Below are 23847 nucleotides of genomic sequence, written 5' to 3'. Positions count from 1 at the left end.
TACCGGCGTAAAAAAACCGCCGGTGCGGCGCACGCGGCGGTTTTCGGCGTCTTGATCCGGCGGTTCTTACAGCTTGCCGTAGCTATGCAGCCCCGACAGGAACATGTTTACGCCGAGGAACGCAAAGCTCGTCACCAGCAGGCCCGTCAGCGCCCACCATGCAGCGGCGGCGCCGCGCAGGCCTTTCATCAGACGCATGTGCAGCCATGCCGCGTAGTTCAGCCACACGATCAGCGCCCACGTTTCCTTCGGGTCCCAGCTCCAGTAGCCGCCCCACGCTTCGGCGGCCCACAGCGCGCCGAGAATCGTCGCGATCGTGAAGAATGCAAAACCGACGGCGATCGACTTGTACATGACGTCATCGAGCACGTCGAGCGTCGGCAGGCGGTCGGCCAGCACGCCGCGCTCTTTCATCAGATATGCGACGCCGACCATCGCCGACAGTGCGAAGCTGCCGTAGCCGATGAAGTTCGCCGGCACATGGATCTTCATCCACCAGCTTTGCAGCGCCGGGACGAGAGGCTGGATCTGCTGCGCGTCGCGCGCGATCGAGTACCACATCAGGAAGCCGACGGCCGCGCTGATCACGAGCAGCACGAACGCGCCCAGCGCGCGCGTGTTGTAGTGTTGCTCGTAGTACAGATAGAACAATGCTGTAATTAAACTGAACAGCACGAACACTTCGTACAGGTTCGAGATGGGAATATGGCCGACGTCCGAGCCGATCAGATACGACTCGTACCAGCGCACCATCAAGCCGACGAAACCCATCAGCACGGCGGCCCACGTCATCTTCGAGCCAATGGCCGCGCCCGACGGCGAGCGCGACAGCACACCGATCCAGTAGAACAGCGTGGCGAGCACGAAGAGCGCACTCATCCACAGAATCGCTGACTGGCTCGACAGGAAATACTTGAGGAAGAACGCGTGATCGGCGCGGGTCAGGTCGCCGCCGTACAGCTGGATCGCGAACAGCGAGAGCACGGCGATGCACGCCATCAGCAGGCGCGCGGGCTTCCAGCGCCATCCAAGCACGACGAAAGCCGGCACTGAGCAAACCAGCACCAGCTTGTCGTAGTAATTCATGTACTCGTGGTAACGCGACAGCGCGAACCCGGCTCCCGCGACCATCGCCAGGGCGAACAGCCAGTCGAATGCGCCGAGGCGCTTCAGGAATGGACGATCGTCCAGCAGCGCCGGTTCACCTGGCACATGCGCATGCAGATGCGTGGCCGAATGAGCCGCCGTATCGGCGTGCGGCTTGGCGCGAGAGGAAGAAGAAACTTGGGTCAAGTCCATGTTCTTACCGGGTCGAATCGGGTGAATCTGTGGACGCTGCATCCGCTGGACGGGCGGCGCCCTTTGCCTCGTTGGCGGCATCAGCATCGGCATCGGCATCGAGCGGCTTCGTCCCAAGCGCCGCGCCGACTGCGTCGCGGGTCCGGGCAAATTCCTTCTCGAAATCGAATGTCCTGCGCGCCGTCGACATCGCGATCACGACGCTCACGCCGCGATCCGCCTCCTTGAGCCAGAACCACAGGCGCCGTTCGCGGACGTAGAACATCGAAAAGATGCCTAACACGAGTAGCAGGCTGCCAAGATACACGACTTTTTTGCCCGGTGCGCGCGTCAACTGAAATACCGAAGCTTGCACCTGCTTGAAGGAGTCAAGCTGCAAAAACACTGGCGAACCGTACAGAAAGCTGTCGGATAGCGCGTTGATCGAAGTCTGGACAAAGCGGCTCGTGGTCGCGTCCGCCGTCGCCGGGCTTTCTCCTGCCTGCTGCCGCGCAATCTGCCAAACGTCCCACGTCGCGCCTTCCAGCATACGAAGCAAGAGTCCTGCCGCCTTCTCCTGCTCACCCTTGGGGACGGAGCGATCGATGAACGCGGCAATCGCCTGGAAGCCGCCAATCGTCTGACCATCGGGCGCCTTGCCGATCGCCGGATCGCCGCCCGCGAAGAGCGTCAGCACGCGCGACGCGCTTTCTTCCAGATGCTGCTGCAGTTCCGCGTTCGACTGCACCGAGCGCTGCGCGAACTGGCGCGCCGCCTGCGCACGGATGGCCGGGTCTTCGAGCGCGGCGCGCAGTTTCATCCATTCGTTGACCGTGCCGGCGGTGTCGGCGGGAATGCGCAGATAGCGGAACGGATCGTCCGGATTCGTGCGCATGCCGGCGAGGAACACGCGCTCGCCACCGACGTCGACGGGCAGCATGTAGTTGTTGTACTCGCGCGCCTGGCCGTCCTTGTCGCGCACCTTGTACTGCACCGACGGGCCGACGTTATGCAGATCGACCGGCTTCGACGTCTTCGCGCCCGAACCGAGACGCTCGTCGAAGGCTTCCTTCAGCGACTGGTGCGCGGCCACGCCGCGCGCATCGTTCTGCCCATTGCCGTTCGAGATGTTCTCGACGTTGATCGCCCGGAAGTCGGAGAATTCGACGGTCTGGCCGTCCGCGCCGGGCATCGACGCGCTCAGCACTTTCGAGCCGCCGATCTCGCCGTTGAAGGGCTCGGTCTTGCTGCTGCTGCCCGTCATCGGATACGCGGTCATCTGCATCTGCGAGCCGCCGTCCTGGAAACTCGACTGGTAGATCGACACGCCGTCGTATTCGAACGGCTTGTTCACCTCGACGCGCGCCGGTATGCGCGCGCCCGTCTTATGGTCGATCACGACGATGTCGCTCGCGAAGAGCTTCGGCATGCCCGTCGAGTAGTAATCGACGATGAACTTCTTCAGCTCGATCGAGAACGGCAGGTCCTGGATTAGCGAGCCGTCCTGCTGGTTCAGGATCGCCGTCGACACATGCTGGCCCTCGGGCACCCACGCGTAGCCGCGGAACGTCGGGTTGCCCTGCGACAGGCGATGCTCGGGCGGAATCTCGTTGATGACGGTGTTGCTGCGGATCGGCGTCTTGTCGAAGAGCCACATCTGCAGCTTGATGGGCAGGTTGCTGTCGAGCAGGCCACCGATACAGATGATGACGATCGCAAGGTGCGCGGAGATGTAGCCGAGCTTGGTCAGCGCGCCGCGCTTCGCGGCGATCAGCGTCGCGCCTTCCGATTCGCGCGTCACGTACTTGTAGCCGAGCCTCGCGGACAGCTTGCCGAGCGTCGCCGCAGCCTGCGCGCGGGTCGTATCCGGGACGGCGTACTCGCCCTTGTGATGGAACGCGCGCAGGCTGCCTTCGCGAACCTTGTCTTTCCAGCTCTTCGTGTCGGCGATCATCTTCGGCGCGTTGCGGATCACGCACAGCGAGATCGACACAACGAGAAAGCCGAGGATCAGCATGAACCACCACGCGCTGTACACGTTGTAGAGGCTCAGCGAACGGAAGATGTCGGCCCAGAACGGGCCGAACTGGTTGACGTAGTTCGGATACGGGTCGTCCTGCGTGAGCACGGTGCCGATGATGCTTGCGATCGACAGGATCACGAGCAACGCGATCGCGAAGCGCATCGAACTCAGCAATTCGACGGACGTGCGCACGAAGCGCGGCCGCGACTTCAACTCCCAACCCGACGTGGTGACGCTCATTCAAACTCCGACTCAACAGCAAAAAAGGGTGCAGGGCATCGCTTCATGCGACTCCCTCACCCTTTTCTTGTTTTCTTGCCGGCCTCTTTGCGGCCGGCTTCGCTTTCGTACGGACTCTTAGTGCAAGCCCGCAACGTAATCGGCGACAGCCTTGATCTCGCTGTCCGACAAACGTGACGCGATGGCGTGCATCGCATCGTTGTTGTTGCGCGCGCCCGGGCCTTGGGTGAACGCGGTCAACTGCGTCACAGTGTATTCCGCCCATTGCCCCGACAGCCGGGGATACTGCGACGGAATCCCCTGGCCCGTCGGCCCGTGACAGCTTGCGCACGCCGGCACGCCCTTGTCGGCGACGCCAGCGCGATAGATCTTTTGCCCCAGGGGCACCGTGTCCTTGTTGTGCGCGTAACCCGGTTTCGGTGCCTGCGACGAGAAGTATGCCGCCACGTTCGCCATGTCCTGATCGGACAACGCTGCCACCATACCCGCCATGATCGCATTGTTGCGGACGGGCTGCTTGGCACCGGGTTGTGTTTTGAAATCCTTCAGCTGCTTGACGAGATACTCGGGATGCTGGCCCGCAAGCTTTGGATACGCACCGCCGGCGCTGTTGCCATCGGCCCCATGACACGAAGCGCATACCTGCGCCGCGATTGCCTGCCCCCGATTCAAATCCGGCTTTGCCTGATCTGCTGCTCTTGCCTGTACTGCGAAACCTGAAAGACCTGCTGCTGTGTGAAGTACCACCAGAAACTTGCCCAGTCGATTCATTCGCACACCCTGTTTCGTCTTGTGGGAATTAGAGGTTCTGCAAAATACGACAGCGGCCAATCAGCCGCAGAGGCCCGCGCGACGGCCTCACAGGTTTTCAGTAAACCATCGTATTGTACAATAACTCGCTATTCGCGCTGGCACCAGTCGGGCCTCTCCGGCCTTCGCGGCGGGCTGTATCGCCCTTGCACGGCATTTCATCACATCCGTCGATGTTCGCTGGACGTCCGCTTGACGTCCATTTACCCGTCCTTCCGGTCTTCTCCATGTCTTTCCTGCTCCATCAAGCCCGCTTCTTTACGACCGTCAATCACTTGCGCGATCTGCCGCCTTCGCCGCAGCCGGAGGTCGCGTTCGCGGGGCGCTCGAACGCGGGGAAGTCGACGGCCATCAACATCCTCTGCAACCAGAAGCGCCTTGCGTTCGCCAGTAAGACGCCGGGACGGACACAGCACATCAACTTTTTTTCGGTGGGCCCCGCGGCCGAGCCGGTCGCGAATCTCGTCGATTTGCCGGGTTACGGCTACGCCGAAGTGCCAGGCGCGGCGAAAGCCCACTGGGAACAGCTGCTGTCGACCTATCTGCAAACGCGCTCGCAACTGCGCGGCATGATCCTGATGATGGACTCGCGCCGCCCGCTCACGGAACTGGACCGGCGGATGATCGAGTGGTTCGCGCCGACCGGCAAGCCGATTCACACATTGCTCACCAAGTGCGACAAATTGACCCGCCAGGAGGGCATCAATGCGCTGCGGGCGACGAAGAAAGGGCTGGATGAATATCGCGCGGCTGGCTATCAGGGCGAATTGACCGCGCAACTCTTTTCCGCGCTCAAGCGGACCGGCCTCGACGAGGCGCACGAGCTGATTGAAAGCTGGGTCGCGCCCGATGTGGCAGGCGATTCCGGCGAACCCGCATCGGCCGAGTAAGCCGCGAAAGGCCATCGCAGGGGGCAGGCACCGTTTTTCGATCACCCATAAAAAAACCCGCCGCTAGTTGACGGCGGGTTAAACAGCCTAATCGAAAAACGACAGGCACCCGCTCAGGGAGGAGAAGCGGGGAGGTCAGCGCTAGGCGCCTTGCTCGATCGGTATGATATACCATTGTCTCGAAAAGTTTCTGGCAGGGAACGGCCAGCGTTCCTGACTTCTGCAGACACGACATCCCACATGAGCTTCTATCCGCACCACCGTCCGCGCCGCATGCGCCGCGACGAATTCTCGCGCCGCATGATGCGCGAAAACATTCTCACCACCAACGATCTGATCTATCCCGTCTTCATTCTCGAAGGCACGAATGTGCATCAGGCCGTTCCGTCGATGCCGGGCGTCGAGCGCGTGTCCGTCGATCTGCTAATGGGCGTGGCCGAGCAATGTCTCGAGCTGGGCGTGCCCGTGCTGTCGCTCTTTCCGGTGATCGAGCCGTCCATTAAGACCCCCGACGGACGCGAAGCGACCAATGAAGCAGGCCTGATTCCGCGTGCCGTGCGTGAGCTGAAGAAGCGCTTTCCCGAACTGGGCGTGCTGACGGACGTCGCGCTCGATCCCTACACGAGCCACGGCCAGGACGGCGTGCTCGACGAGAGCGGCTACGTGATCAACGACGAAACTGTCGAGATTCTCGTCGAACAGGCGAAGGCGCAGGCACTGGCAGGGGTCGACATCGTCGCTCCGTCCGACATGATGGATGGCCGCATCGGCTCGATCCGCGAGATGCTGGAGAGCGAGGGCCATATCCACACGCGGATCATGGCGTACTCGGCGAAGTTCGCATCGGCGTTTTACGGTCCGTTCCGCGACGCCGTGGGTTCCGCAGCGAACCTTGGCAAGGGCAACAAGATGACGTATCAGCTCGACCCCGCCAACTCGGACGAAGCGCTGCGAGAAGTGCGCGCCGACATCGACGAAGGCGCGGACATGGTGATGGTCAAGCCGGGCATGCCGTATCTGGACATCGTGCGTCGCGTGAAGGACGAGTTCCGCTTCCCGACCTACGTCTACCAGGTGAGCGGCGAATACGCGATGTTGAAGGCGGCTGCGCAAAACGGCTGGCTCGATCACGACAAGGTGATGATGGAGTCGCTGCTCGCGTTCAAGCGTGCAGGCGCGGACGGCGTGCTGACGTACTTCGCGCTCGATGCTGCGCGCGTGTTGCGGGCGCAGAAGTAAGAGAACGCGCTACGCGGTAGCGCTGTGGCATTCGCTGTAGCATTCGCTGTAGCATTGGGAAAGCGGAGGTGGCGTTGTGGCTGCCTTCGCTTTTTTTATGAGCTTTTTTTGGGGATTCGCGGGTGCGACTGATCTGGTTGGATTTTGAGTATGCCGGGCGCTAACCCGGCTAACCGCTGTCCGGCGTTGCCGTTCTCAGGTCTGAGGCGTCATCGTCACGCGATCGAGACTTCTCAGGAATTTGTCCGCCGATTCGTAACCGACCACGCGCAAGACCTCTCTGCCGCCTCGGTCGAAAAATATGATGCCCGGAGGCCCAAACAGGTTGAAGCGCTTGAGCAACGCCTGGTCGTCAGAGTTGTTCGCCGTAACGTCGGCCCGTAGCAGATTCATCTGCTTGAGCTTGGCCTGAACGCGTGGATCGCTGAAGGTGAGCTTCTCCATTTCCTTGCAGCTGACGCACCAGTCCGCGTAGAAATCGAGCATAGCGGGCCGTGCAGCGGTTCTGACGGCTTCGTCGAGCTGCCCCGATGATCGCACAGGCGCAAAGGCCAGATCGCCCTGAGGGGTCGCTGTAGACGGCGCATTCGACGTTCGGCTGGCAAGCACGGCTAGCGGCTCGAATGGGTTCGTCGATCCCGCTGCGAGCCCGACGAGCAGCGTTGCCGCCCAGATCGCCAACGCCGCGCCGATTCCGCGACCGAGACCGCTCCAAATGGACTTTGGCCCGGCGTGCGGCGAAAAGAGCCCCAAACTGGCCGCGGCAATCAGCAGCCACAGTGCGGCCAACAGCATTTGCGCAGTCGCGCCCAGAACCGGCCATACGATCCACAGCGCAGCCGCCAGCAGCACGACGCCGAAGAAGACCTTCACGCTGTCCATCCACGCGCCCGCGCGCGGCAGCAACGTACCCGCGCCAAGCCCGATGATTAGCAGCGGCACGCCGAGCCCCATGCCCATTGAAAACAGGGCCGCACCGCCCAATACAGCGTTGCCCGTGTGCGCGATGAACGCCAGCACGGCGAAAAGCGGTGCTGTCATGCACGCGCCGACCACCAGCGCCGACAGCGCGCCCATCACGGCGACAGCAGCGAATTTGCCTCCCGATCGTCCTTCCGATGCCTTCGAGACGCCGTTCTGCCAGCGCTGCGGCAACACAATATCGACGCCCGCGATCAGCGAGAGAGCGAACACAGTCAGCACGAGCGCGAACGCGCCGAGCACCCACGGATTCTGAAGCCAGGCACCGAGGCTTTGCCCGACGAGCGCGGCCGCAATGCCGAGCACGGTATAGACGAGTGCCATGCCGATGACATAGGCAAGCGACAACGCGAAACCCCGGCCTCGCGTCACGCGCGGCCCCTCGCCGATGATGATTGCGGACAGGATCGGGATCATCGGATACGAACACGGCAGCAGGCTCAGCACTACGCCGGCGACGAAATACAATCCGACGATTGCAAAGAATCCACCGCCTTGCAGCAGCGACTGCGCGTAGTCCGCGCTCGTCGCGCGTTCGTACCACGACGCGCCACTCTGCGTGCCCTGGATACTTTGTGCGCCGTCGACAACGCCTGCCGCGGCCGCGTGCAAGGCGGTGCCCGTCACGTGATAGACGCGCTCCATCGGCGGATAGCAGATGCCCGCGTCGGCACAACCTTGCGACGTCACAGCGAGATCGAACGGACCGCTGGCCTGTTTCACCGGTACGCGGACGGTCAGTTCGCCGCGATAGGTTTCGACGTTCTTTGCGAAGGTCTGGTCGAACTTCACATGGCCAGCGGGCAACTGCGGATCCGCGATCGTGACCGTGCCGTTGCGGGTCGCAAAGGCAAATCGCTCGCGGTACATGTAGTAGCCATCGGCGATCTTGTAGTGAACCAGTACTTCGCCCGGCTGTTCAGACGCGCTGAATCTGAAAGCAACGGCGGGGTCAAGGAAGTCGTCAGCGTGTGCGCCGCTCGCGCTGAACAGCGACAGCAGCAGAATGCCGGTGAGACGAACCAGAAAGCGCGCGCTATCGCGCCAGCGCCAGGAGAAGCTGTTAAACATGGATCGGGCGTTGCGTTTCGGTGTTCACCCATTGGCCGTACGCGGCCGACGCCGTGACCTGCCACGAGAGGATTTCGGGCGTCTCGTACGGATGCCGAGCCTGAATATACTGTTCGAGTTCGAACGCCCGGGCGACGCTCGTCTTGAACAGCAACTGGATCTCATCCGCCGATTCGATCTTGCCCTGCCAGTGATAACTCGACTGGACGCTGCCGAGTTGCGTCACACAAGCGGCAAGACGGGCAGAAAGTGCATCCTGAGCCAGTTTTTGCGCCGTAGCGAGGTCCGGCACGGTCGTCAAGATCAAACCCACATTCATGTCCACCGACCGCTCCAGCGCTTTCGAAACAGGGTGACGCTATCGTATCACCTTGTCCCGAGACGTCGCTGACGGCCAGATGGCATAGGCCGTTCGCACGGCCGGAAAACAAAAAAGCCAGACTTTCGCCTGGCTTTTTAGCGGTTGTCAGAACGCTTATTCAGCTTCTGCAACGTTCTCGACTTCCTCGACTTCCGGACGGTCCAGCAGTTCGACCAGTGCCATCGGTGCGTTGTCGCCGACGCGGAAACCGAACTTCAGGATGCGCAGGTAGCCACCCGGACGGTTCGCGAAGCGCGGGCCCAGCACGTCGAACAGCTTCGTGACCGAGTCACGATCGCGCAGGCGGTTGAACGCCAGACGACGGTTTGCCAGCGACGGCTTCTTGCCGAGCGTGATCAGCGGCTCGACGACCTTGCGGAGTTCCTTCGCCTTCGGCAGCGTCGTCTTGATGACTTCGTGCTCGATCAGCGAGTTGGACATGTTACGGAGCATTGCCAGACGGTGGCTGCTCGTGCGGTTCAGTTTCCGCAGACCATGACGGTGACGCATTTCAGTATCCTTGATTCAAAGTTTTGGTCCAGCTCTTCTATCGCTTTCAGCAGAAAGCACGGGCCGGTAGTGAAAAGGCAAGACGCGGATTTTAAAGGAAAATCCGCGTCCTGGCCAGTTGATGCTACGTGATTACTTGTCGAGACCAGCCGGCGGCCAGTTTTCGAGCTTCATGCCGAGCGTCAGACCGCGCGAAGCGAGCACTTCCTTGATCTCGTTCAGCGACTTGCGGCCCAGATTCGGCGTCTTCAGCAGTTCGTTTTCCGTGCGCTGGATCAGGTCGCCGATGTAGTAGATGTTCTCGGCCTTCAGGCAGTTCGCCGAACGAACCGTCAGTTCGAGATCATCGACCGGGCGCAGCAGGATCGGATCGATCTGCGGTGCGCGCGACGGTGCTTCTGCCGCGGCTTCCGTGCCTTCCAGTGCTGCGAACACCGACAGCTGATCGACCAGAATACGCGCCGATTGACGGATCGCTTCTTCCGGCGAAATCACGCCGTTGGTTTCGATGTTCATCACGAGCTTGTCGAGGTCGGTACGCTGTTCGACACGCGCGCTTTCCACGGCATAGCTCACGCGGCGAACCGGCGAGAACGACGCGTCCAGCACGATGCGGCCAATAATCTTGGCCGATTCTTCGCCGTAGCGGCGCACATTGCCCGGCACATAGCCACGGCCCTTTTCAACCTTGATCTGCACGTCGAGCTTGCCGCCCTTCGACAGGTGCGCGATCACGTGATCCGGGTTCATCACTTCGCAGTCGTGGGCGAGTTCGATGTCGCCAGCGGTAACAACGCCTTCGCCTTCCTTGCGCAGCGTAACCGTCACTTCGTCACGGTTATGCAGCTTGAACACCACGCCCTTCAGGTTCAACAACAGGTTGACCACGTCCTCTTGCACACCGTCGAGCGTCGAGTATTCATGCACGACGCCTGCAATCGTCACTTCCGTCGGCGCGTAGCCAACCATCGACGACAGCAACACGCGCCGAAGCGCGTTACCCAAGGTGTGGCCATAACCGCGTTCAAACGGCTCCATGACCACTTTCGCGTGGCTTTCGCCAAGCGATTCAACTGCGATAATCTTGGGCTTCAACAAACTGGTTTGCATAGGTTTTCCTTTTCAATACCCTCGGCTCGTTACACCGATAAGGCTGACCGGTAACAACCTGAAAATAAACAGCCGAGGCGCCCCCTTGCCTAACGCAATCCGGGAACCTCGGCCGTTAATCCGATTACCGCGAATACAATTCGACGATCAGGCTTTCGTTGATGTCGCCAGCGATATCGCTGCGTTCCGGCATTTGCTTGAACGTACCTTCGAACTTCTTCGAATCGACAGCAACCCAGCTCGGCAGGCCACCCTGTTCGGCGAGCGACAGCGCTTCGAGAATACGAGCCTGCTTCTTGGCCTGTTCGCGCACGGAGATCACGTCGCCAGCCTTCACTTGCAGCGACGGGATGTTCGCGACGACGCCGTTCACCGTGATTGCCTTGTGGCTCACGAGCTGACGCGCTTCTGCGCGCGTCGAGCCGAAGCCCATGCGATATACGACGTTGTCCAGACGCGACTCGAGCAGTTTCAGCAGGTTTTCACCCGTGTTGCCCTTGCGGCGGTCGGCTTCAGCGAAATAACGGCGGAACTGGCGCTCGAGCACGCCGTAGATGCGCTTCACTTTTTGCTTTTCCCGCAACTGCGTGCCGTAGTCGGACGTACGTGCGCCCGAGGTGCGGCCATGTTGACCCGGCTTGCTGTCAAGCTTGCACTTGTCAGCGAGCGAACGACGGGCGCTCTTCAGGAAGAGATCAGTGCCTTCACGGCGAGACAGCTTGGCTTTAGGGCCGATATAGCGTGCCACTTTGCATTCCTTCTATGATTAATCACGTGAACATTCATTCACGCTAGTCCGAACCCTTTGGGTCGAACGGTGGGCTTAGTCAATTCAATAACGCAAGCAGCCTGCTACCGCCTTTAGCGGCAACAGGCGCAAGCGAAGCAAGCGTCTTAGATACGACGACGCTTCGGCGGACGGCAGCCGTTGTGCGGGACCGGCGTCACGTCGGAGATCGCGGTGATCTTGATGCCAAGACCATGCAGCGCGCGCACCGCGGACTCACGGCCAGGGCCGGGGCCCTTGATCCGCACTTCGAGGTTCTTCACGCCGTATTCCATCGCCACGCGGCCAGCCGACTCAGCGGCAACCTGAGCTGCAAACGGGGTCGACTTGCGCGAACCCTTGAAGCCCTGACCGCCCGACGTTGCCCAAGCCAACGCATTGCCTTGACGGTCGGTGATCGTGATGATGGTGTTGTTGAACGACGCGTGAACGTGAACCACGCCCTCGGCGACGTTCTTCTTGACCTTCTTGCGAACGCGTTGCGCCGCGGAGTTGTTCGAAGCCTTAGCCATTACGTTTTCCTGTAACTGTCAGTCTCGCTTACTTCTTCAGCGCTTGCGCTGCACGACGCGGACCCTTGCGCGTACGTGCATTTGTACGCGTACGCTGGCCACGCAGCGGCAGGCCCTTACGATGGCGCACGCCGCGGTAGCAACCGAGGTCCATCAGGCGCTTGATGTTCATCGTCGTTTCACGGCGCAGATCGCCTTCAACGATGAACTTGCCGACTTCTTCACGCAGCTTTTCGAGGTCTGCGTCGGTCAGGTCCTTAACCTTCTTCGAAAATTCCACACCAGCAGCAACGCAAATGTTGCGCGAGCGCGTGCGACCGATACCGTAAATTGCCGTCAGGCCGATTTCGGTATGCTGGTGGTTCGGGATGTTAACCCCTGCGATACGAGCCATTGTTTTTCCTCAAACAAAAAGCGCAAACAAAAGCGCGGCGTTCAGCCTTGACGCTGCTTGTGGCGCGGATCAGAGCTGCAAATCACGCGAACGACGCCCTTGCGCTTGATGATCTTGCAATTGCGGCAAATGCGCTTAACCGATGCCATCACTTTCATGATATTACCCTTTTTTCAAATCACTTCGCCCGGAACACGATCCGCGCACGCGACAGATCGTAAGGCGTCAATTCAACCGTCACCTTGTCGCCCGGCAGAATGCGGATGTAGTGCATCCGCATCTTGCCGGATATGTGTCCCAATACGACATGGCCGTTCTCCAGCTTCACCCTGAAGGTGGCGTTTGGCAGGTTTTCGATTACTTCACCCTGCATCTGGATTACATCGTCTTTGGCCATAAGTCCTTTCAACGCATCGGGACGCCGCCGCCTTTGAAATTGGCTTTCTTCAGCAGCGATTCATACTGTTGCGACATAACGTACGACTGCACCTGCGCCATGAAGTCCATTGTGACGACGACAATGATCAGCAGCGACGTTCCACCAAAATAAAACGGCACATTCCAGCGCAGCACCAGAAACTCGGGCAGCAAGCAAACGAACACGATGTAGATCGCACCGGCCAACGTCAGACGCGTCAGGATGCGGTCGATATAGCGCGCCGTCTGGTCTCCCGGACGAATGCCCGGGACGAATGCACCACTCTTTTTCAGGTTGTCGGCCGTCTCCCTGCTGTTGAACACCAGTGCGGTGTAGAAGAAGCAGAAGAACACGATCGCCAACGCGTACAGCAACACGTACACCGGCTGACCGGGCTTGATCGCTTCGGCCACATTGTGCAGCGTGTCCGCGAACCAGCCGGTCCGCGATCCGGAACTGAACCAGTTCAGGATGGTTGCCGGGAACAGGATGATCGACGACGCAAAGATCGGCGGAATCACGCCCGACATGTTCAACTTCAACGGCAGATGCGACGACTGTCCGCCGTAAATCTTGTTGCCGACTTGCCGCTTCGCGTAGTTCACAAGAATCTTGCGCTGGCCGCGTTCGATGAACACCACCAGATACGTCACAGCTGCAATCAGCGCGACCACGATAATCGCCGAGATGATGCTCATCGAGCCGGTACGAACCAGTTCAAAGAGACCACCGATCGCATTCGGGAAACCCGCCGCGATGCCGCCGAAAATAATGATCGAAATGCCGTTGCCCAGACCACGTTCCGTGATTTGCTCACCGAGCCACATCAGGAACATCGTGCCGGTCACGAGCGTCACAACCGTCGTCAGCCGGAAGACCATGCCAGGATCGATCACCAGCGCCGGCTGATTCTCCAGCGCGACAGCGATGCCGAAAGCCTGGAACGTCGCCAGAACCACCGTGAAGACACGCGTGTACTGCGTGATCTTCCGTTGTCCTGCCTGCCCTTCCTTCTTCAGCGCTTCGAGTTGCGGCGAGACGATCGCCAGCAACTGCATGATGATCGACGCCGAGATATACGGCATGATCCCAAGCGCAAAAATCGTGAACCGCGAAAGTGCGCCACCCGAGAACATGTTGAACATGCCAAGGATGCCGCCCGACTGGCTTTGGAACAGCTTTGCCAGTTGGTCCGGGTCTATGCCCGGCACCGGAATGTGCGCGCCAATACGGTAGACGACCAGCGCCAGCAGCAGGAACACTGCACGCCGGCGCAGATCGCCAAACTTCGCCGCGCTTCGACCGGGTTTTGCGAGACTCGGGCTGTTAGCCAAGTACCTTCTCCGATGCAAATGCTAGTGACGGCAATCGACTTGCACGTTACTCGGCGAAAGAACCGCCAGCTGCTTCAATCGCAGCGCGCGCGCCCTTCGTCGCAGACAGACCTTTCACGACGATCTTGCGCTTCAGCTCGCCCGTCGCGATGATCTTGGCGCTCGTCATCATCTCGCCAATGAGACCGGCTTGCTTCAGTGCCAACAGATCGATTTCGTCGACCGGCAGCTTTTCCAGGTCGCCGAGGCGCACTTCACCGACAAATTCCTTCGTCAGCGAGGTAAAACCGCGCTTCGGCAGACGGCGTTGCAGCGGCATCTGACCGCCTTCGAAGCCGACCTTGTGGAAGCCACCCGAACGCGACTTCTGACCCTTGTGACCACGGCCAGCGGTCTTGCCGAGGCCGGAGCCGATGCCGCGACCAACGCGACGCTTTGCGTGCTTCGCGCCTTCGGCCGGCTTCAGGTTATTCAATTCCATTATCAACTCCTTGAGTGCCCGAACGGCCGCTTAGCCGATGACCTTAACGAGGTACGAGACCTTGTTGATCATGCCGCGCACAGCCGGCGTGTCCTGCAGCTCGCTAACCGAGTTCAGGCGGCGCAGACCAAGACCGCGCACCGTCGCGCGGTGCGATTCGCGGGTCCCAATCAGGCTCTTGACGAGCTGAACCTTGACAGTTTTTTCAGACATGGTGACCACCTTAGCCCAGAATTTCTTCGACGGACTTACCACGCTTCGCCGCGATGTCAGCCGGGGTCGACTGCTTGCGCAGGCCGTCCAGCGTCGCACGTACGAGGTTGTACGGGTTCGTCGAACCGTGGCTCTTGGCCACAACGTTTTGCACGCCCATCACGTCGAACACTGCGCGCATCGGGCCGCCAGCGATCACGCCGGTACCGTCCTTCGCCGGAGCGAGGAGAACCGTCGATGCGCCGTGCTTGCCGTGCACTTCGTGTTGCAGCGTACCGTTCTTGAGCGGCACCTTGAACATGTTGCGGCGGGCTTGTTCCATTGCCTTCTGAACGGCAACCGGCACTTCCTTCGCCTTGCCCTTGCCCATGCCGACGCGACCATCACCGTCGCCAACCACGGTCAGTGCGGCGAAGCCGAGAATACGGCCACCCTTCACGACCTTGGTCACGCGGTTGACCGAAATCATCTTTTCGCGAAGGCCGTCGTCGCGTTCGTCAGCCTGAACTTTCGCTTGCATCTTTGCCATGACGAATTCCTTCCTTAGAACTTGAGCCCGGCTTCGCGCGCCGCATCAGCCAGCGCCTTCACGCGGCCGTGGTAGCGGAAACCCGAGCGGTCAAAGGCGACGGATTCGATGCCGGCAGCCTTAGCCTTTTCTGCGATGCGCTTGCCGATCAGGGTTGCAGCGGCAACGTTGCCACCCTTGCCCGACTTGTCGGCGAGCTGCGCACGCACTTCGGCTTCTAGCGTCGATGCGCTGGCGAGCACCTTGGTGCCGCACGGCGAGAACACTTGCGCATAGATGTGCGTGTTCGTGCGATGCACGGCCAGACGCGCGACTTGCAGCTCAGCGATCTTGAGACGCGTCTGACGAGCGCGGCGCAGGCGAGATTGAGTCTTATCCATGATTGCGCACCCTTACTTCTTCTTCGTTTCTTTGAGGATCACAACCTCGTTGGCATAGCGCACGCCCTTGCCCTTGTAGGGCTCCGGCGGACGATAGCCGCGCACTTCTGCAGCGACCTGGCCAACTTTCTGCTTGTCGATCCCCTTGATCACGATTTCCGTTTGCGACGGGGTTTCAGCCTTGACGCCTTCCGGCATCTGGTGCACCACCGGGTGCGAGAAACCCAGCGACAGGTTCAGCTTGTCGCCTTGCGCTTGCGCACGATAACCGACGCCAACCAGCGTCAGCTTGCGCTCGAAACCCTTGGTCACGCCTTGCACCATGTTCGCGACCAGCGCGCGCATCGTGCCCGACATTGCATTTGCTTCGCGGCTCTCGTCCACCGGCTCGAACTTCAGCGTGCCGTTGTCGTTCACCACCTTTACCAGGCGATTCGCAGCTTGCGTAATCGTGCCCAGCGGGCCCTTGACGCTAATGCGCTCGTCGCTCAGGGCCACTTCGGCGCCTTGCAGCGCGATCGGGCTTTTACCTACTCGAGACATGTTTCTTCTCCCTTCGGCTTTAAGCGACGTAGCAGATGACTTCGCCGCCCACGCCCGTAGCGCGCGCCTTGCGGTCGGTCATCACACCCTTCGGCGTCGACACGATCGCAACGCCCAGGCCGTTCATGACCTGCGGGATTTCGTTACGGCCGCGGTACACGCGCAGGCCAGGCTTCGAAACGCGCTCGAGGCGCTCGATAACCGGACGGCCAGCGTAGTACTTCAACGCGATGTTCAATTCCGACTTCGCACCTTCGGACTTCACTGCGAAATCGTCGATATAGCCTTCATCCTTCAGGACTTGCGCGATTGCAATCTTGACTTTCGACGAGGGCATCGTCACCGAAACCTTCTCGACCATCTGCGCATTGCGGATGCGAGTCAGCATATCGGCGATAGGATCACTCATGCTCATTTACGTTTCTCCTATTACCAGCTCGCCTTGGTCAGGCCAGGGATCTCGCCGCGGAACGCGATTTCACGAATCTTGTTACGCGCCAGCCCGAATTTGCGGAACGTGCCGCGCGGACGACCAGTGATCGCGCAACGATTGCGCTTACGAGTCGGGTTCGAATTGCGCGGCAGTTGCTGCAACTCGAGACGAGCCGCATAGCGTTCTTCTTCCGACTTGCTTTGGTCGTCGATGATTGCCTTCAGCGCAGCACGCTTCGGAGCGTACTTGGCAGCCAGGCGCGCACGCTTCTTTTCACGTTCGATCAGTGCCAGTTTAGCCACGGTAACCTCAGTTTCTGAACGGGAACTTGAAGCTGGCGAGCAGTGCCTTTGCTTCGTCGTCAGTCTTCGCAGTCGTCGTGATGCTGATGTTCAGCCCACGCAGCGCGTCGATTTTGTCGTAGTCGATTTCGGGGAAAATGATCTGCTCTTTCACACCGATGTTGTAGTTGCCGCGACCGTCGAATGCACGGCCCGACACGCCACGGAAGTCACGCACACGCGGGAGCGCGACCGTCACGAAACGGTCCAGGAATTCGTACATTGCCTGGCCACGCAGCGTGACCATTGCACCGATCGGATAACCCTGACGGATCTTGAAGCCCGCGATTGCCTTGCGTGCCTTCGTGATCACCGGCTTCTGGCCCGCGATCTTCGTCAGATCGCCAACGGCGTTCTCGATGATCTTCTTGTCGGCGACGGCTTCGCCAAGACCCATGTTCAGGGTGATCTTGGTGATGCGCGGCACTTCCATCACGGACTTGTAACCGAACTTCTCGATCAGGCCGGGGACAACCTTCTCTTTATAAAATTCTTGCAAACGTGCCATTTTTTACTCCGCGTCAGGCGCTCAGCACAGCACCGGTCGTCTTCAGGAAACGGACCTTCTTGTCTCCCTCGACCTTGATGCCGACACGCGACGGCTTGCCGTTCGCGTCGACCAGCGCGACGTTCGAAATGTGCAGCGGCATTGCCTTCGCTTCCACGCCGCCCGTCGTACCCTTCATCGGGTTCGGCTTCACATGCTTCTTGGCGATATTGAGGCCTTCGACGGTCACACGGTCGTCGCCAACAGCCAGCACGACGCCGCGCTTGCCCTTGTCTTTGCCGGTGATGACGATGACTTCGTCACCCTTGCGAATCTTGTTCATCTCGGCTCCTTACAGCACTTCCGGCGCGAGCGAAACGATCTTCATGAAGCGTTCGCTGCGCAGCTCACGCGTGACCGGCCCGAAGATGCGGGTGCCGATAGGCTCGAGCTTGGTATTCAAAAGCACGGCGGCGTTGCCGTCGAACTTGATCAGCGAGCCGTCTTGACGGCGAACGCCCTTGGCGGTGCGAACCACCACGGCGTTGTAGATTTCGCCTTTCTTCACGCGCCCGCGCGGCGTTGCCTCTTTGACGCTCACCTTGATGATGTCGCCGATGTTGGCATAACGACGCTTCGAGCCGCCGAGCACCTTGATGCACATGACTTCACGCGCACCCGTGTTGTCGGCCACTTCGAGCCGAGTTTCGGTCTGGATCATGGTTTATCTTTCCCAACTTAATCCGATTGCACCACCATGATGCATTCGGTCAGTCTTGGTCCCGTCAGCCAATCGGCTGCTTGGGTTAGAACAGCAGCGACGGCAAACGAAACCCGCCATCGCAATCCGGTGAATCTGCCGACATGAACTGACGCTCACGTCGCTTCCCCCACCTCAACTTCGCCCGCGATGGGGCTCCCACAAAGAGGGAAGACCGAGATTATAACAAATAATCTCGGTCTTGCAAGCGAAATCTACTGCGATTTCAACTACTTCTGTCGCTCAGCTGCTTTAGATGACGCGAGCAGCTTCGACCAGACGCGACACCGTCCAAGCCTTCGTCTTCGAGATCGGACGAGTTTCCTGGATTTCAACGAGGTCGCCCTCGTTGTAGGTATTCGCCTCGTCGTGAGCGTGGTACTTCTTCGAACGTACGACGTACTTGCCGTAGATCGGGTGCTTCACTCGGTGCTCGACCAGCACGGTAACCGTCTTGTCCATCTTGTTGCTGACGACCTTGCCGACCAGCGTCCGCTTGAGCGAGGTTTTTACGCTATCGTTCATTTCTGGTTCGCCTTCTCAGTCAGGACGGTCCGCACACGTGCGATGTCGCGACGAACCTTCTTCAGCTGGCTCGTGTTCGTGAGCTGCTGGGTCGCGAGTTGCATGCGCAGGCCGAATTGCGCCTTCAACAGGTCCGACAGCTCTTTGTTGAGCGCGGCCTGATCTTTCTGGTGAAGTTCGGAAGCCTTCATCATTCACTCCTTAGGCGCCGAGCTGACGAACCATGAACGTCGTCTTAAGCGGCAGCTTGGCTGCAGCCAGACGGAACGCTTCACGCGCCAGTTCTTCGGACACACCGTCCATTTCGTACAGCATCTTGCCCGGTTGAATCTCGGCGACGTAGTACTCAGGGTTACCCTTACCGTTACCCATACGTACTTCAGCCGGCTTTTGCGAGATCGGCTTGTCCGGGAAAATGCGAATCCAGATGCGGCCGCCGCGCTTGATGTGACGCGTCATTGCACGACGCGCTGCTTCAATCTGACGCGCGGTCAGGCGGCCGCGACCGATAGCCTTCAGACCGTATTCACCGAACGACACCGCGTTACCACGCGTTGCGACGCCAGTGTTACGACCCTTCTGCTCTTTGCGATACTTCCTGCGTTTCGGTTGCAGCATCGTTATTCTCCAGTCTTACCGTCGCCGACACCGCCGCGGCGCGGACCGCCACGGCGCGCACCTGCCGGTGCACCTTCACCATCGCGACGCGGGCGACGGTCACCCGGACGTGCATTGCGGCGCGGACGCTTTTCTTCGGCGACTTCTTCCACCACCGGAGCGTCATTGCGGCCGAGCGTATCGCCCTTGTAGACCCAAACCTTCACGCCGATGATGCCGTACGTCGTCTTCGCTTCCGAGGTCGCGTAGTCGATGTCCGCACGCAGCGTGTGCAGCGGCACGCGGCCTTCGCGATACCACTCGGTACGAGCGATTTCGATACCGTTCAGACGGCCAGCGCTCATGATCTTGATGCCCTGAGCACCGAGACGCATCGCGTTTTGCATCGCACGCTTCATCGCGCGGCGGAACATGATCCGGCGCTCGAGCTGTTGCGTGATCGAATCGGCGATCAGTTGTGCGTCGGTTTCCGGCTTGCGGATTTCTTCGATGTTGACGTGAACCGGAACGCCCATGCGCTTCTGCAGTTCCGACTTCAACAGTTCGATGTCTTCGCCCTTCTTGCCGATCACAACACCCGGACGCGAGCTGAAAATCGTGATGCGCGCGTTCTTTGCAGGACGCTCGATCACAACGCGGCCGACGGACGCGTTCTTCAGCTTCTTCTTCAGGTATTCACGAACACCGATGTCTTCCTGCAACATCGCCGCGAAATTGTTGTTGTTCGCGTACCAACGCGACGCCCAATTGCGGCTGACGGCCAAACGGAAGCCAGTCGGATGAATTTTCTGTCCCATCGTATGACCCCTTAATTCCCGACCGTCACAGTGATGTGACAGGATTGCTTCTCAATGCGGTTGCCGCGGCCCTTGGCGCGCGCGGTAAAACGCTTGAGCGACGCTGCCTTGTCGACGTAGATGCTCGTGATCTTGAGCTCGTCGATATCAGCACCTTCGTTGTGCTCCGCATTCGCGATCGCCGACAGCACGACCTTCTTCACGATGCCAGCCGCCTTCTTCGGCGAGAACGTCAGAACGTTCAGCGCCTTGTCGACCGGCAAACCGCGGATCTGGTCAGCCACAAGGCGCGTCTTCTGCGCCGAGATGCGGGCACCGCGATGAATTGCTTTCACTTCCATCTTGATTGCCCCTTATTTCTTGGCCTTCTTGTCGGCCGCGTGACCCTTGAACGTACGGGTCAGTGCGAACTCGCCAAGCTTGTGGCCGACCATGTTTTCCGTGACATACACCGGAACGTGTTGACGGCCGTTGTGAACGGCGATCGTCAGGCCGATGAAGTCCGGCAGGATCGTCGAGCGACGCGACCAGGTCTTGATAGGCTTCTTGTCGCGCGATGCTGCAGCCGCCTCAACTTTCTTCAGCAAATGGGCGTCGCAGAACGGACCTTTTTTAATAGAACGTGCCATTGCCTACTCCTTAACGCTTGTGACGGCGCTGGACGATCATGCTCGTCGTGCGCTTGTTGCTACGGGTGCGATAGCCCTTCGTCGGCGTGCCCCACGGGCTCACCGGATCGCGACCTGCAGCCGTCTTGCCTTCACCACCACCGTGCGGGTGATCGACCGGGTTCATTGCAACGCCGCGCACCGTCGGACGGATACCGCGCCAGCGGTTCGCGCCAGCCTTACCGATTTGACGGAGGCTATGCTCTTCGTTGCCCACTTCCCCGATCGTCGCGCGGCACTCGATGTGAACGCGGCGGATTTCGCCCGAACGCAGACGAACCTGCGCGTAGGTGCCTTCACGAGCCAGCAGCATCGCCGACGTACCAGCCGAACGCGCCATTTGCGCGCCCTTGCCCGGCAGCATTTCGATGCAGTGAATCGTCGTACCGACCGGGATGTTGCGGATCGGCAGCGTGTTGCCTGCGCGGATCGGCGCTTCCGAACCCGACATCAGTTGCTGACCAACCGCCACGCCCTTCGGAGCGATGATGTAGCGGCGCTCGCCGTCTGCGTACACGACCAGCGCGATGTTCGCGCTACGGTTCGGATCGTACTCGAGGCGTTCGACCTTCGCGGGAATGCCATCCTTCGTGCGACGGAAGTCGACGATACGATAGTGATGCTTGTGACCACCGCCCTTGTGACGCGTGGTGATGTGGCCGTTGTTGTTACGGCCGGCGGTCGAGCTCTGCGTGTCGAGCAGCGGTGCGTACGGCTTGCCCTTGTGCAGATCCTTGTTGACCACCTTGACCATCGCACGGCGACCCGGCGAAGTCGGCTTAACTTTCACGATTGCCATGATTACTTGGCCTCCGCTTCAAAGTTGATTTCCTGGCCGGGCTTCAGGCAGACGTACGCCTTCTTCACGTCCTTGCGCTTGCCCATGTAGCGGCCAAAGCGCTTGGCTTTGCCCTTCTGGACCAGCACATTGACGGAATTGACTTCCACCTTGAACAGCAGCTCGACAGCAGCCTTCACTTCCTGCTTCGTAGCGTCCGGCGCAACTTCGAACACGACTTGCTCGTTCTTGTCAGCCACCAGCGTCGCCTTTTCGGAGATCACCGGCGCGAGCAGAACTTGCATCAAACGATGATCGTTTTTGCGAACTTCGCTCATGACAGCAACTCCTCGATCTGGGCGACCGCAGCCTTCGTGATCAGCACTTTCTTGAAGTAGATCAGCGACAGGGGGTCGGCGTAACGCGGCTCGACAACCGCCACATGGGCCAGGTTGCGCGACGCGAGGTACAGGTTTTCGTCAACCGTGTCGGTGATGACCAGCACGGAGTCGAGACCCATAGCCTTGAACTTTTCGGCCAGCAGCTTCGTCTTCGGCGCTTCGAGCGTCAGCTCGTCGACAACGGCGATGCGGCCTTCGCGGGCCAGCTGCGAGAAGATCGAGCAGAGACCTGCGCGATGCATCTTCTTGTTGACCTTGTGCGAGAAATTTTCTTCCGGCGAGTTCGGGAAAATGCGACCACCGCCACGCCACAACGGGCTCGACGACATACCGGCACGAGCACGGCCCGTACCCTTCTGACGCCACGGCTTCTTCGTCGTGTGCTTGACCTGCTCGCGGTCCTTCTGAGCACGGTTGCCGCTGCGTGCGTTCGCCTGATAAGCGACGACGATCTGGTGAATCAGGGCTTCGTTGTAGTCACGGCCGAACACGACGTCCGACGCGCTAACAGCTGCGCCTTCCTGACCATTTGCATTCAGGAGCTTAAGTTCCATTATTTCGCTCCTTTCACGGCACGCACCTTCACAGCCGGCGTCACGAAAACCTTGCCGCCCTTCGCACCCGGAACAGCACCCTTGACCAGCAGCAGCTTGCGGTCGGCGTCGATACGAGCGATTTCCAGGTTTTGCACCGTTACCGTCTCGTCACCCATGTGACCGGTCATGCGCTTACCCGGGAAAACACGACCCGGATCCTGCGCCATACCGATCGAGCCCGGCACGTTGTGCGAACGCGAGTTACCGTGCGATGCACGGCCCGAACCGAAGTTGTAACGCTTGATGGTACCGGCGTAGCCCTTACCGATCGAGGTGCCTTGCACATCGACCTTCTGGCCCACTTCGAAGAGATCTACACCGATCACGGCGCCGTTCGACAGCTCGGCAGCCTTGGTGGCGTCGATTTGGAATTCCTTGAGGATTTCACCGGCTTGAACACCGGCTTTGGCGAGATGACCTGCCAGCGGCTTCGTCACGCGCGATGCACGGCGCGTACCGAAGGCAACCTGAACGGCCGTGTAGCCGTCGGTTTCAACAGTCTTGATCTGCGTCACGCGGTTGTCGGACACGTCCAGCACGGTGACGGGAATCGAATCCCCTTCAGCCGTGAAGATACGGGTCATGCCAACCTTGCGACCTACGAGTCCAAGGCTCATCGTTTTCTCCATTCCCGACTGCGATTGGTCGGGGCTAATTTACAAAATGCCGCGCGATTCAAAGGCGAACCGGGACGGCTTTTTTACGCAAATGCGCGAAAAGCCTAGCATTGTAGCAAGGCTTTTCCTTTTCTGCAAGCAATCAAAGACTTAGCGGCACCCGATGATCTGGATGCCGCTTGAAACCTTTACTGCAGCTTGATTTCGACGTCCACGCCAGCCGGCAGATCAAGCTTCATCAGCGCGTCGACGGTCTTGTCGGTCGGATCAATGATGTCCATCAGGCGTTGGTGCGTGCGGATTTCGAGCTGATCGCGCGACGTCTTGTTGACGTGCGGCGAACGCAGGATGTCGAAACGCTGGATACGGGTCGGCAGGGGCACCGGACCACGAACGATTGCGCCAGTCCGCTTTGCCGTGTCGACGATTTCAGCTGCCGACTGATCGATCAGACGATAGTCGAAAGCCTTCAGGCGAATGCGGATTTTCTGGTTTTGCATGACGAATTCCTTGGAAAGAGCGAGGCGGTATTGCACCGCCGACTAGTAAAAGAACGTAGGTCTGGGCGCCCGCGGGACGCGAGTGCCCAGACCCGGGCACTGCATACTGCTACGGCAATCGTCGATTTTACTCGATGATCTTGGCAACGACACCGGCGCCGACGGTACGGCCACCTTCGCGGATGGCGAAGCGCAGACCTTCTTCCATCGCGATCGGCGCGA

The 23847-nt window shown here is 60.0% G+C and carries 37 protein-coding genes; 2 read left to right on the top strand and 35 right to left on the bottom strand.

Translation table 11 applies throughout. From position 1 onward, the window contains the following. Positions 1-66: 66 nt before the first annotated feature. The 3 genes from ccsB to BMW76_RS29695 form a co-directional block, all read right to left on the bottom strand. Entirely contained in the window at positions 67-1299 is a 1233-nt protein-coding gene (gene ccsB, locus BMW76_RS29705; protein WP_090871732.1) for a c-type cytochrome biogenesis protein CcsB, read from the bottom strand. A gap of 4 nt (positions 1300-1303) precedes the next feature. Further along, a complete protein-coding gene (locus BMW76_RS29700) occupies positions 1304-3541 on the bottom strand; it encodes a cytochrome c biogenesis protein ResB (RefSeq protein ID WP_090871731.1) in 2238 nt (745 codons plus the stop codon). 117 nt (positions 3542-3658) lie between these two features. Next, on the bottom strand, positions 3659-4312 hold the full coding sequence (locus BMW76_RS29695) for a c-type cytochrome (protein WP_090871729.1): 654 nt from the start codon (positions 4310-4312) through the stop codon (positions 3659-3661). A 266-nt stretch (positions 4313-4578) separates the two neighbouring features. On the opposite strand from BMW76_RS29695, the gene yihA reads away from it, so the two are divergent. After that, complete coding sequence (yihA, locus tag BMW76_RS29690; RefSeq protein ID WP_090871727.1) at positions 4579-5241, top strand: ribosome biogenesis GTP-binding protein YihA/YsxC; 663 nt, start codon at positions 4579-4581, stop codon at positions 5239-5241. 240 nt (positions 5242-5481) lie between these two features. After that, positions 5482-6480: a porphobilinogen synthase gene (gene hemB / locus BMW76_RS29685; RefSeq protein ID WP_090871725.1), complete on the top strand. Its 999-nt coding sequence runs from the start codon at positions 5482-5484 to the stop codon at positions 6478-6480. 195 nt (positions 6481-6675) lie between these two features. Here the strand turns inward: hemB and dsbD are convergent, their stop codons facing one another. The 32 genes from dsbD to BMW76_RS29525 all read right to left on the bottom strand — a co-directional run. Next, entirely contained in the window at positions 6676-8532 is a 1857-nt protein-coding gene (gene dsbD, locus BMW76_RS29680) for a protein-disulfide reductase DsbD (protein WP_090871723.1), read from the bottom strand. Then, entirely contained in the window at positions 8525-8851 is a 327-nt protein-coding gene (gene cutA, locus BMW76_RS29675; protein ID WP_177200534.1) for a divalent-cation tolerance protein CutA, read from the bottom strand. Before cutA ends, dsbD begins: the two co-directional genes overlap by 8 nt. 156 nt (positions 8852-9007) lie before the next feature. Then, entirely contained in the window at positions 9008-9403 is a 396-nt protein-coding gene (gene rplQ, locus BMW76_RS29670) for a 50S ribosomal protein L17 (protein ID WP_007730705.1), read from the bottom strand. A 132-nt stretch (positions 9404-9535) separates the two neighbouring features. Beyond that, positions 9536-10513 (bottom strand): DNA-directed RNA polymerase subunit alpha, encoded by a 978-nt coding sequence (locus tag BMW76_RS29665; RefSeq protein ID WP_087736424.1) that lies wholly within the window; start codon positions 10511-10513, stop codon positions 9536-9538. A 124-nt stretch (positions 10514-10637) separates the two neighbouring features. Then, a complete protein-coding gene (gene rpsD / locus BMW76_RS29660; protein ID WP_090871720.1) occupies positions 10638-11261 on the bottom strand; it encodes a 30S ribosomal protein S4 in 624 nt (207 codons plus the stop codon). Positions 11262-11407: 146 nt separating this feature from the next. Further along, positions 11408-11812 carry a 30S ribosomal protein S11 gene (gene rpsK, locus BMW76_RS29655; RefSeq protein WP_006052224.1) on the bottom strand — a complete coding sequence of 135 codons (405 nt, stop codon included), beginning with the start codon at positions 11810-11812 and terminating at the stop codon, positions 11408-11410. 28 nt (positions 11813-11840) lie between these two features. After that, complete coding sequence (rpsM, locus tag BMW76_RS29650; RefSeq protein ID WP_087736422.1) at positions 11841-12206, bottom strand: 30S ribosomal protein S13; 366 nt, start codon at positions 12204-12206, stop codon at positions 11841-11843. Between the two features lie 41 nt (positions 12207-12247). Next, positions 12248-12364, bottom strand: a complete 117-nt coding sequence (gene rpmJ, locus BMW76_RS29645) for a 50S ribosomal protein L36 (protein WP_004199844.1) — start codon at positions 12362-12364, stop codon at positions 12248-12250. Positions 12365-12384: 20 nt separating this feature from the next. Next, positions 12385-12603, bottom strand: coding sequence for a translation initiation factor IF-1 (infA, locus tag BMW76_RS29640; RefSeq protein WP_004521905.1), 219 nt, complete (start codon positions 12601-12603; stop codon positions 12385-12387). A gap of 8 nt (positions 12604-12611) precedes the next feature. Further along, complete coding sequence (gene secY, locus BMW76_RS29635; protein WP_087736421.1) at positions 12612-13958, bottom strand: preprotein translocase subunit SecY; 1347 nt, start codon at positions 13956-13958, stop codon at positions 12612-12614. 46 nt (positions 13959-14004) lie between these two features. Further along, the gene (gene rplO, locus BMW76_RS29630; protein ID WP_087736420.1) at positions 14005-14439 is read right to left on the bottom strand and encodes a 50S ribosomal protein L15; all 435 of its coding nucleotides are present in this window, start codon (positions 14437-14439) and stop codon (positions 14005-14007) included. Between the two features lie 30 nt (positions 14440-14469). Next, positions 14470-14652, bottom strand: coding sequence for a 50S ribosomal protein L30 (rpmD, locus tag BMW76_RS29625; protein WP_004202755.1), 183 nt, complete (start codon positions 14650-14652; stop codon positions 14470-14472). 10 nt (positions 14653-14662) lie between these two features. Next, positions 14663-15181 (bottom strand): 30S ribosomal protein S5, encoded by a 519-nt coding sequence (gene rpsE / locus BMW76_RS29620; RefSeq protein WP_004197945.1) that lies wholly within the window; start codon positions 15179-15181, stop codon positions 14663-14665. 14 nt (positions 15182-15195) lie between these two features. After that, positions 15196-15561 (bottom strand): 50S ribosomal protein L18, encoded by a 366-nt coding sequence (gene rplR / locus BMW76_RS29615; RefSeq protein WP_087736419.1) that lies wholly within the window; start codon positions 15559-15561, stop codon positions 15196-15198. Positions 15562-15573: 12 nt separating this feature from the next. After that, complete coding sequence (gene rplF, locus BMW76_RS29610) at positions 15574-16104, bottom strand: 50S ribosomal protein L6 (protein ID WP_090871718.1); 531 nt, start codon at positions 16102-16104, stop codon at positions 15574-15576. Between the two features lie 19 nt (positions 16105-16123). Beyond that, the gene (gene rpsH / locus BMW76_RS29605; RefSeq protein WP_090871716.1) at positions 16124-16519 is read right to left on the bottom strand and encodes a 30S ribosomal protein S8; all 396 of its coding nucleotides are present in this window, start codon (positions 16517-16519) and stop codon (positions 16124-16126) included. 14 nt (positions 16520-16533) lie between these two features. Beyond that, positions 16534-16839: a 30S ribosomal protein S14 gene (gene rpsN, locus BMW76_RS29600; protein WP_087736416.1), complete on the bottom strand. Its 306-nt coding sequence runs from the start codon at positions 16837-16839 to the stop codon at positions 16534-16536. 7 nt (positions 16840-16846) lie between these two features. Then, entirely contained in the window at positions 16847-17386 is a 540-nt protein-coding gene (gene rplE, locus BMW76_RS29595; RefSeq protein WP_006052214.1) for a 50S ribosomal protein L5, read from the bottom strand. Positions 17387-17399: 13 nt separating this feature from the next. Further along, positions 17400-17708 (bottom strand): 50S ribosomal protein L24, encoded by a 309-nt coding sequence (gene rplX, locus BMW76_RS29590; protein WP_090871714.1) that lies wholly within the window; start codon positions 17706-17708, stop codon positions 17400-17402. A 9-nt stretch (positions 17709-17717) separates the two neighbouring features. Continuing rightward, positions 17718-18086 (bottom strand): 50S ribosomal protein L14, encoded by a 369-nt coding sequence (rplN, locus tag BMW76_RS29585; RefSeq protein WP_012402188.1) that lies wholly within the window; start codon positions 18084-18086, stop codon positions 17718-17720. 291 nt (positions 18087-18377) lie between these two features. Continuing rightward, on the bottom strand, positions 18378-18650 hold the full coding sequence (gene rpsQ, locus BMW76_RS29580; RefSeq protein ID WP_087736414.1) for a 30S ribosomal protein S17: 273 nt from the start codon (positions 18648-18650) through the stop codon (positions 18378-18380). After that, a complete protein-coding gene (gene rpmC / locus BMW76_RS29575; protein ID WP_007180130.1) occupies positions 18647-18841 on the bottom strand; it encodes a 50S ribosomal protein L29 in 195 nt (64 codons plus the stop codon). The genes rpsQ and rpmC overlap by 4 nt, the downstream gene beginning before the upstream one ends. 10 nt (positions 18842-18851) lie before the next feature. Next, positions 18852-19268: a 50S ribosomal protein L16 gene (gene rplP, locus BMW76_RS29570; RefSeq protein WP_012402192.1), complete on the bottom strand. Its 417-nt coding sequence runs from the start codon at positions 19266-19268 to the stop codon at positions 18852-18854. Between the two features lie 2 nt (positions 19269-19270). Continuing rightward, on the bottom strand, positions 19271-20065 hold the full coding sequence (gene rpsC, locus BMW76_RS29565; protein ID WP_090871712.1) for a 30S ribosomal protein S3: 795 nt from the start codon (positions 20063-20065) through the stop codon (positions 19271-19273). An 11-nt stretch (positions 20066-20076) separates the two neighbouring features. Next, positions 20077-20406: a 50S ribosomal protein L22 gene (rplV, locus tag BMW76_RS29560; RefSeq protein ID WP_007730533.1), complete on the bottom strand. Its 330-nt coding sequence runs from the start codon at positions 20404-20406 to the stop codon at positions 20077-20079. Positions 20407-20418: 12 nt separating this feature from the next. Next, entirely contained in the window at positions 20419-20694 is a 276-nt protein-coding gene (rpsS, locus tag BMW76_RS29555; RefSeq protein WP_006998484.1) for a 30S ribosomal protein S19, read from the bottom strand. 10 nt (positions 20695-20704) lie between these two features. Then, on the bottom strand, positions 20705-21532 hold the full coding sequence (gene rplB, locus BMW76_RS29550; protein WP_090871710.1) for a 50S ribosomal protein L2: 828 nt from the start codon (positions 21530-21532) through the stop codon (positions 20705-20707). A gap of 2 nt (positions 21533-21534) precedes the next feature. Further along, entirely contained in the window at positions 21535-21849 is a 315-nt protein-coding gene (gene rplW, locus BMW76_RS29545; RefSeq protein WP_087736411.1) for a 50S ribosomal protein L23, read from the bottom strand. Further along, positions 21846-22466 (bottom strand): 50S ribosomal protein L4, encoded by a 621-nt coding sequence (gene rplD / locus BMW76_RS29540; protein ID WP_087736410.1) that lies wholly within the window; start codon positions 22464-22466, stop codon positions 21846-21848. Before rplD ends, rplW begins: the two co-directional genes overlap by 4 nt. Then, on the bottom strand, positions 22466-23125 hold the full coding sequence (gene rplC / locus BMW76_RS29535; protein WP_090871845.1) for a 50S ribosomal protein L3: 660 nt from the start codon (positions 23123-23125) through the stop codon (positions 22466-22468). The genes rplD and rplC overlap by 1 nt, the downstream gene beginning before the upstream one ends. A gap of 188 nt (positions 23126-23313) precedes the next feature. Then, positions 23314-23625, bottom strand: a complete 312-nt coding sequence (gene rpsJ / locus BMW76_RS29530) for a 30S ribosomal protein S10 (RefSeq protein WP_087736409.1) — start codon at positions 23623-23625, stop codon at positions 23314-23316. Positions 23626-23752: 127 nt separating this feature from the next. After that, a partial coding sequence (locus BMW76_RS29525; protein WP_072445389.1) for an EF-Tu C-terminal domain-related protein occupies positions 23753-23847 on the bottom strand: 95 nt, incomplete at its 5' end.

The sequence above is a fragment of the Paraburkholderia diazotrophica genome, from assembly GCF_900108945.1.
Classification (GTDB): domain Bacteria; phylum Pseudomonadota; class Gammaproteobacteria; order Burkholderiales; family Burkholderiaceae; genus Paraburkholderia; species Paraburkholderia diazotrophica.
This window is presented reverse-complemented; position numbering and strand designations above follow the sequence as displayed.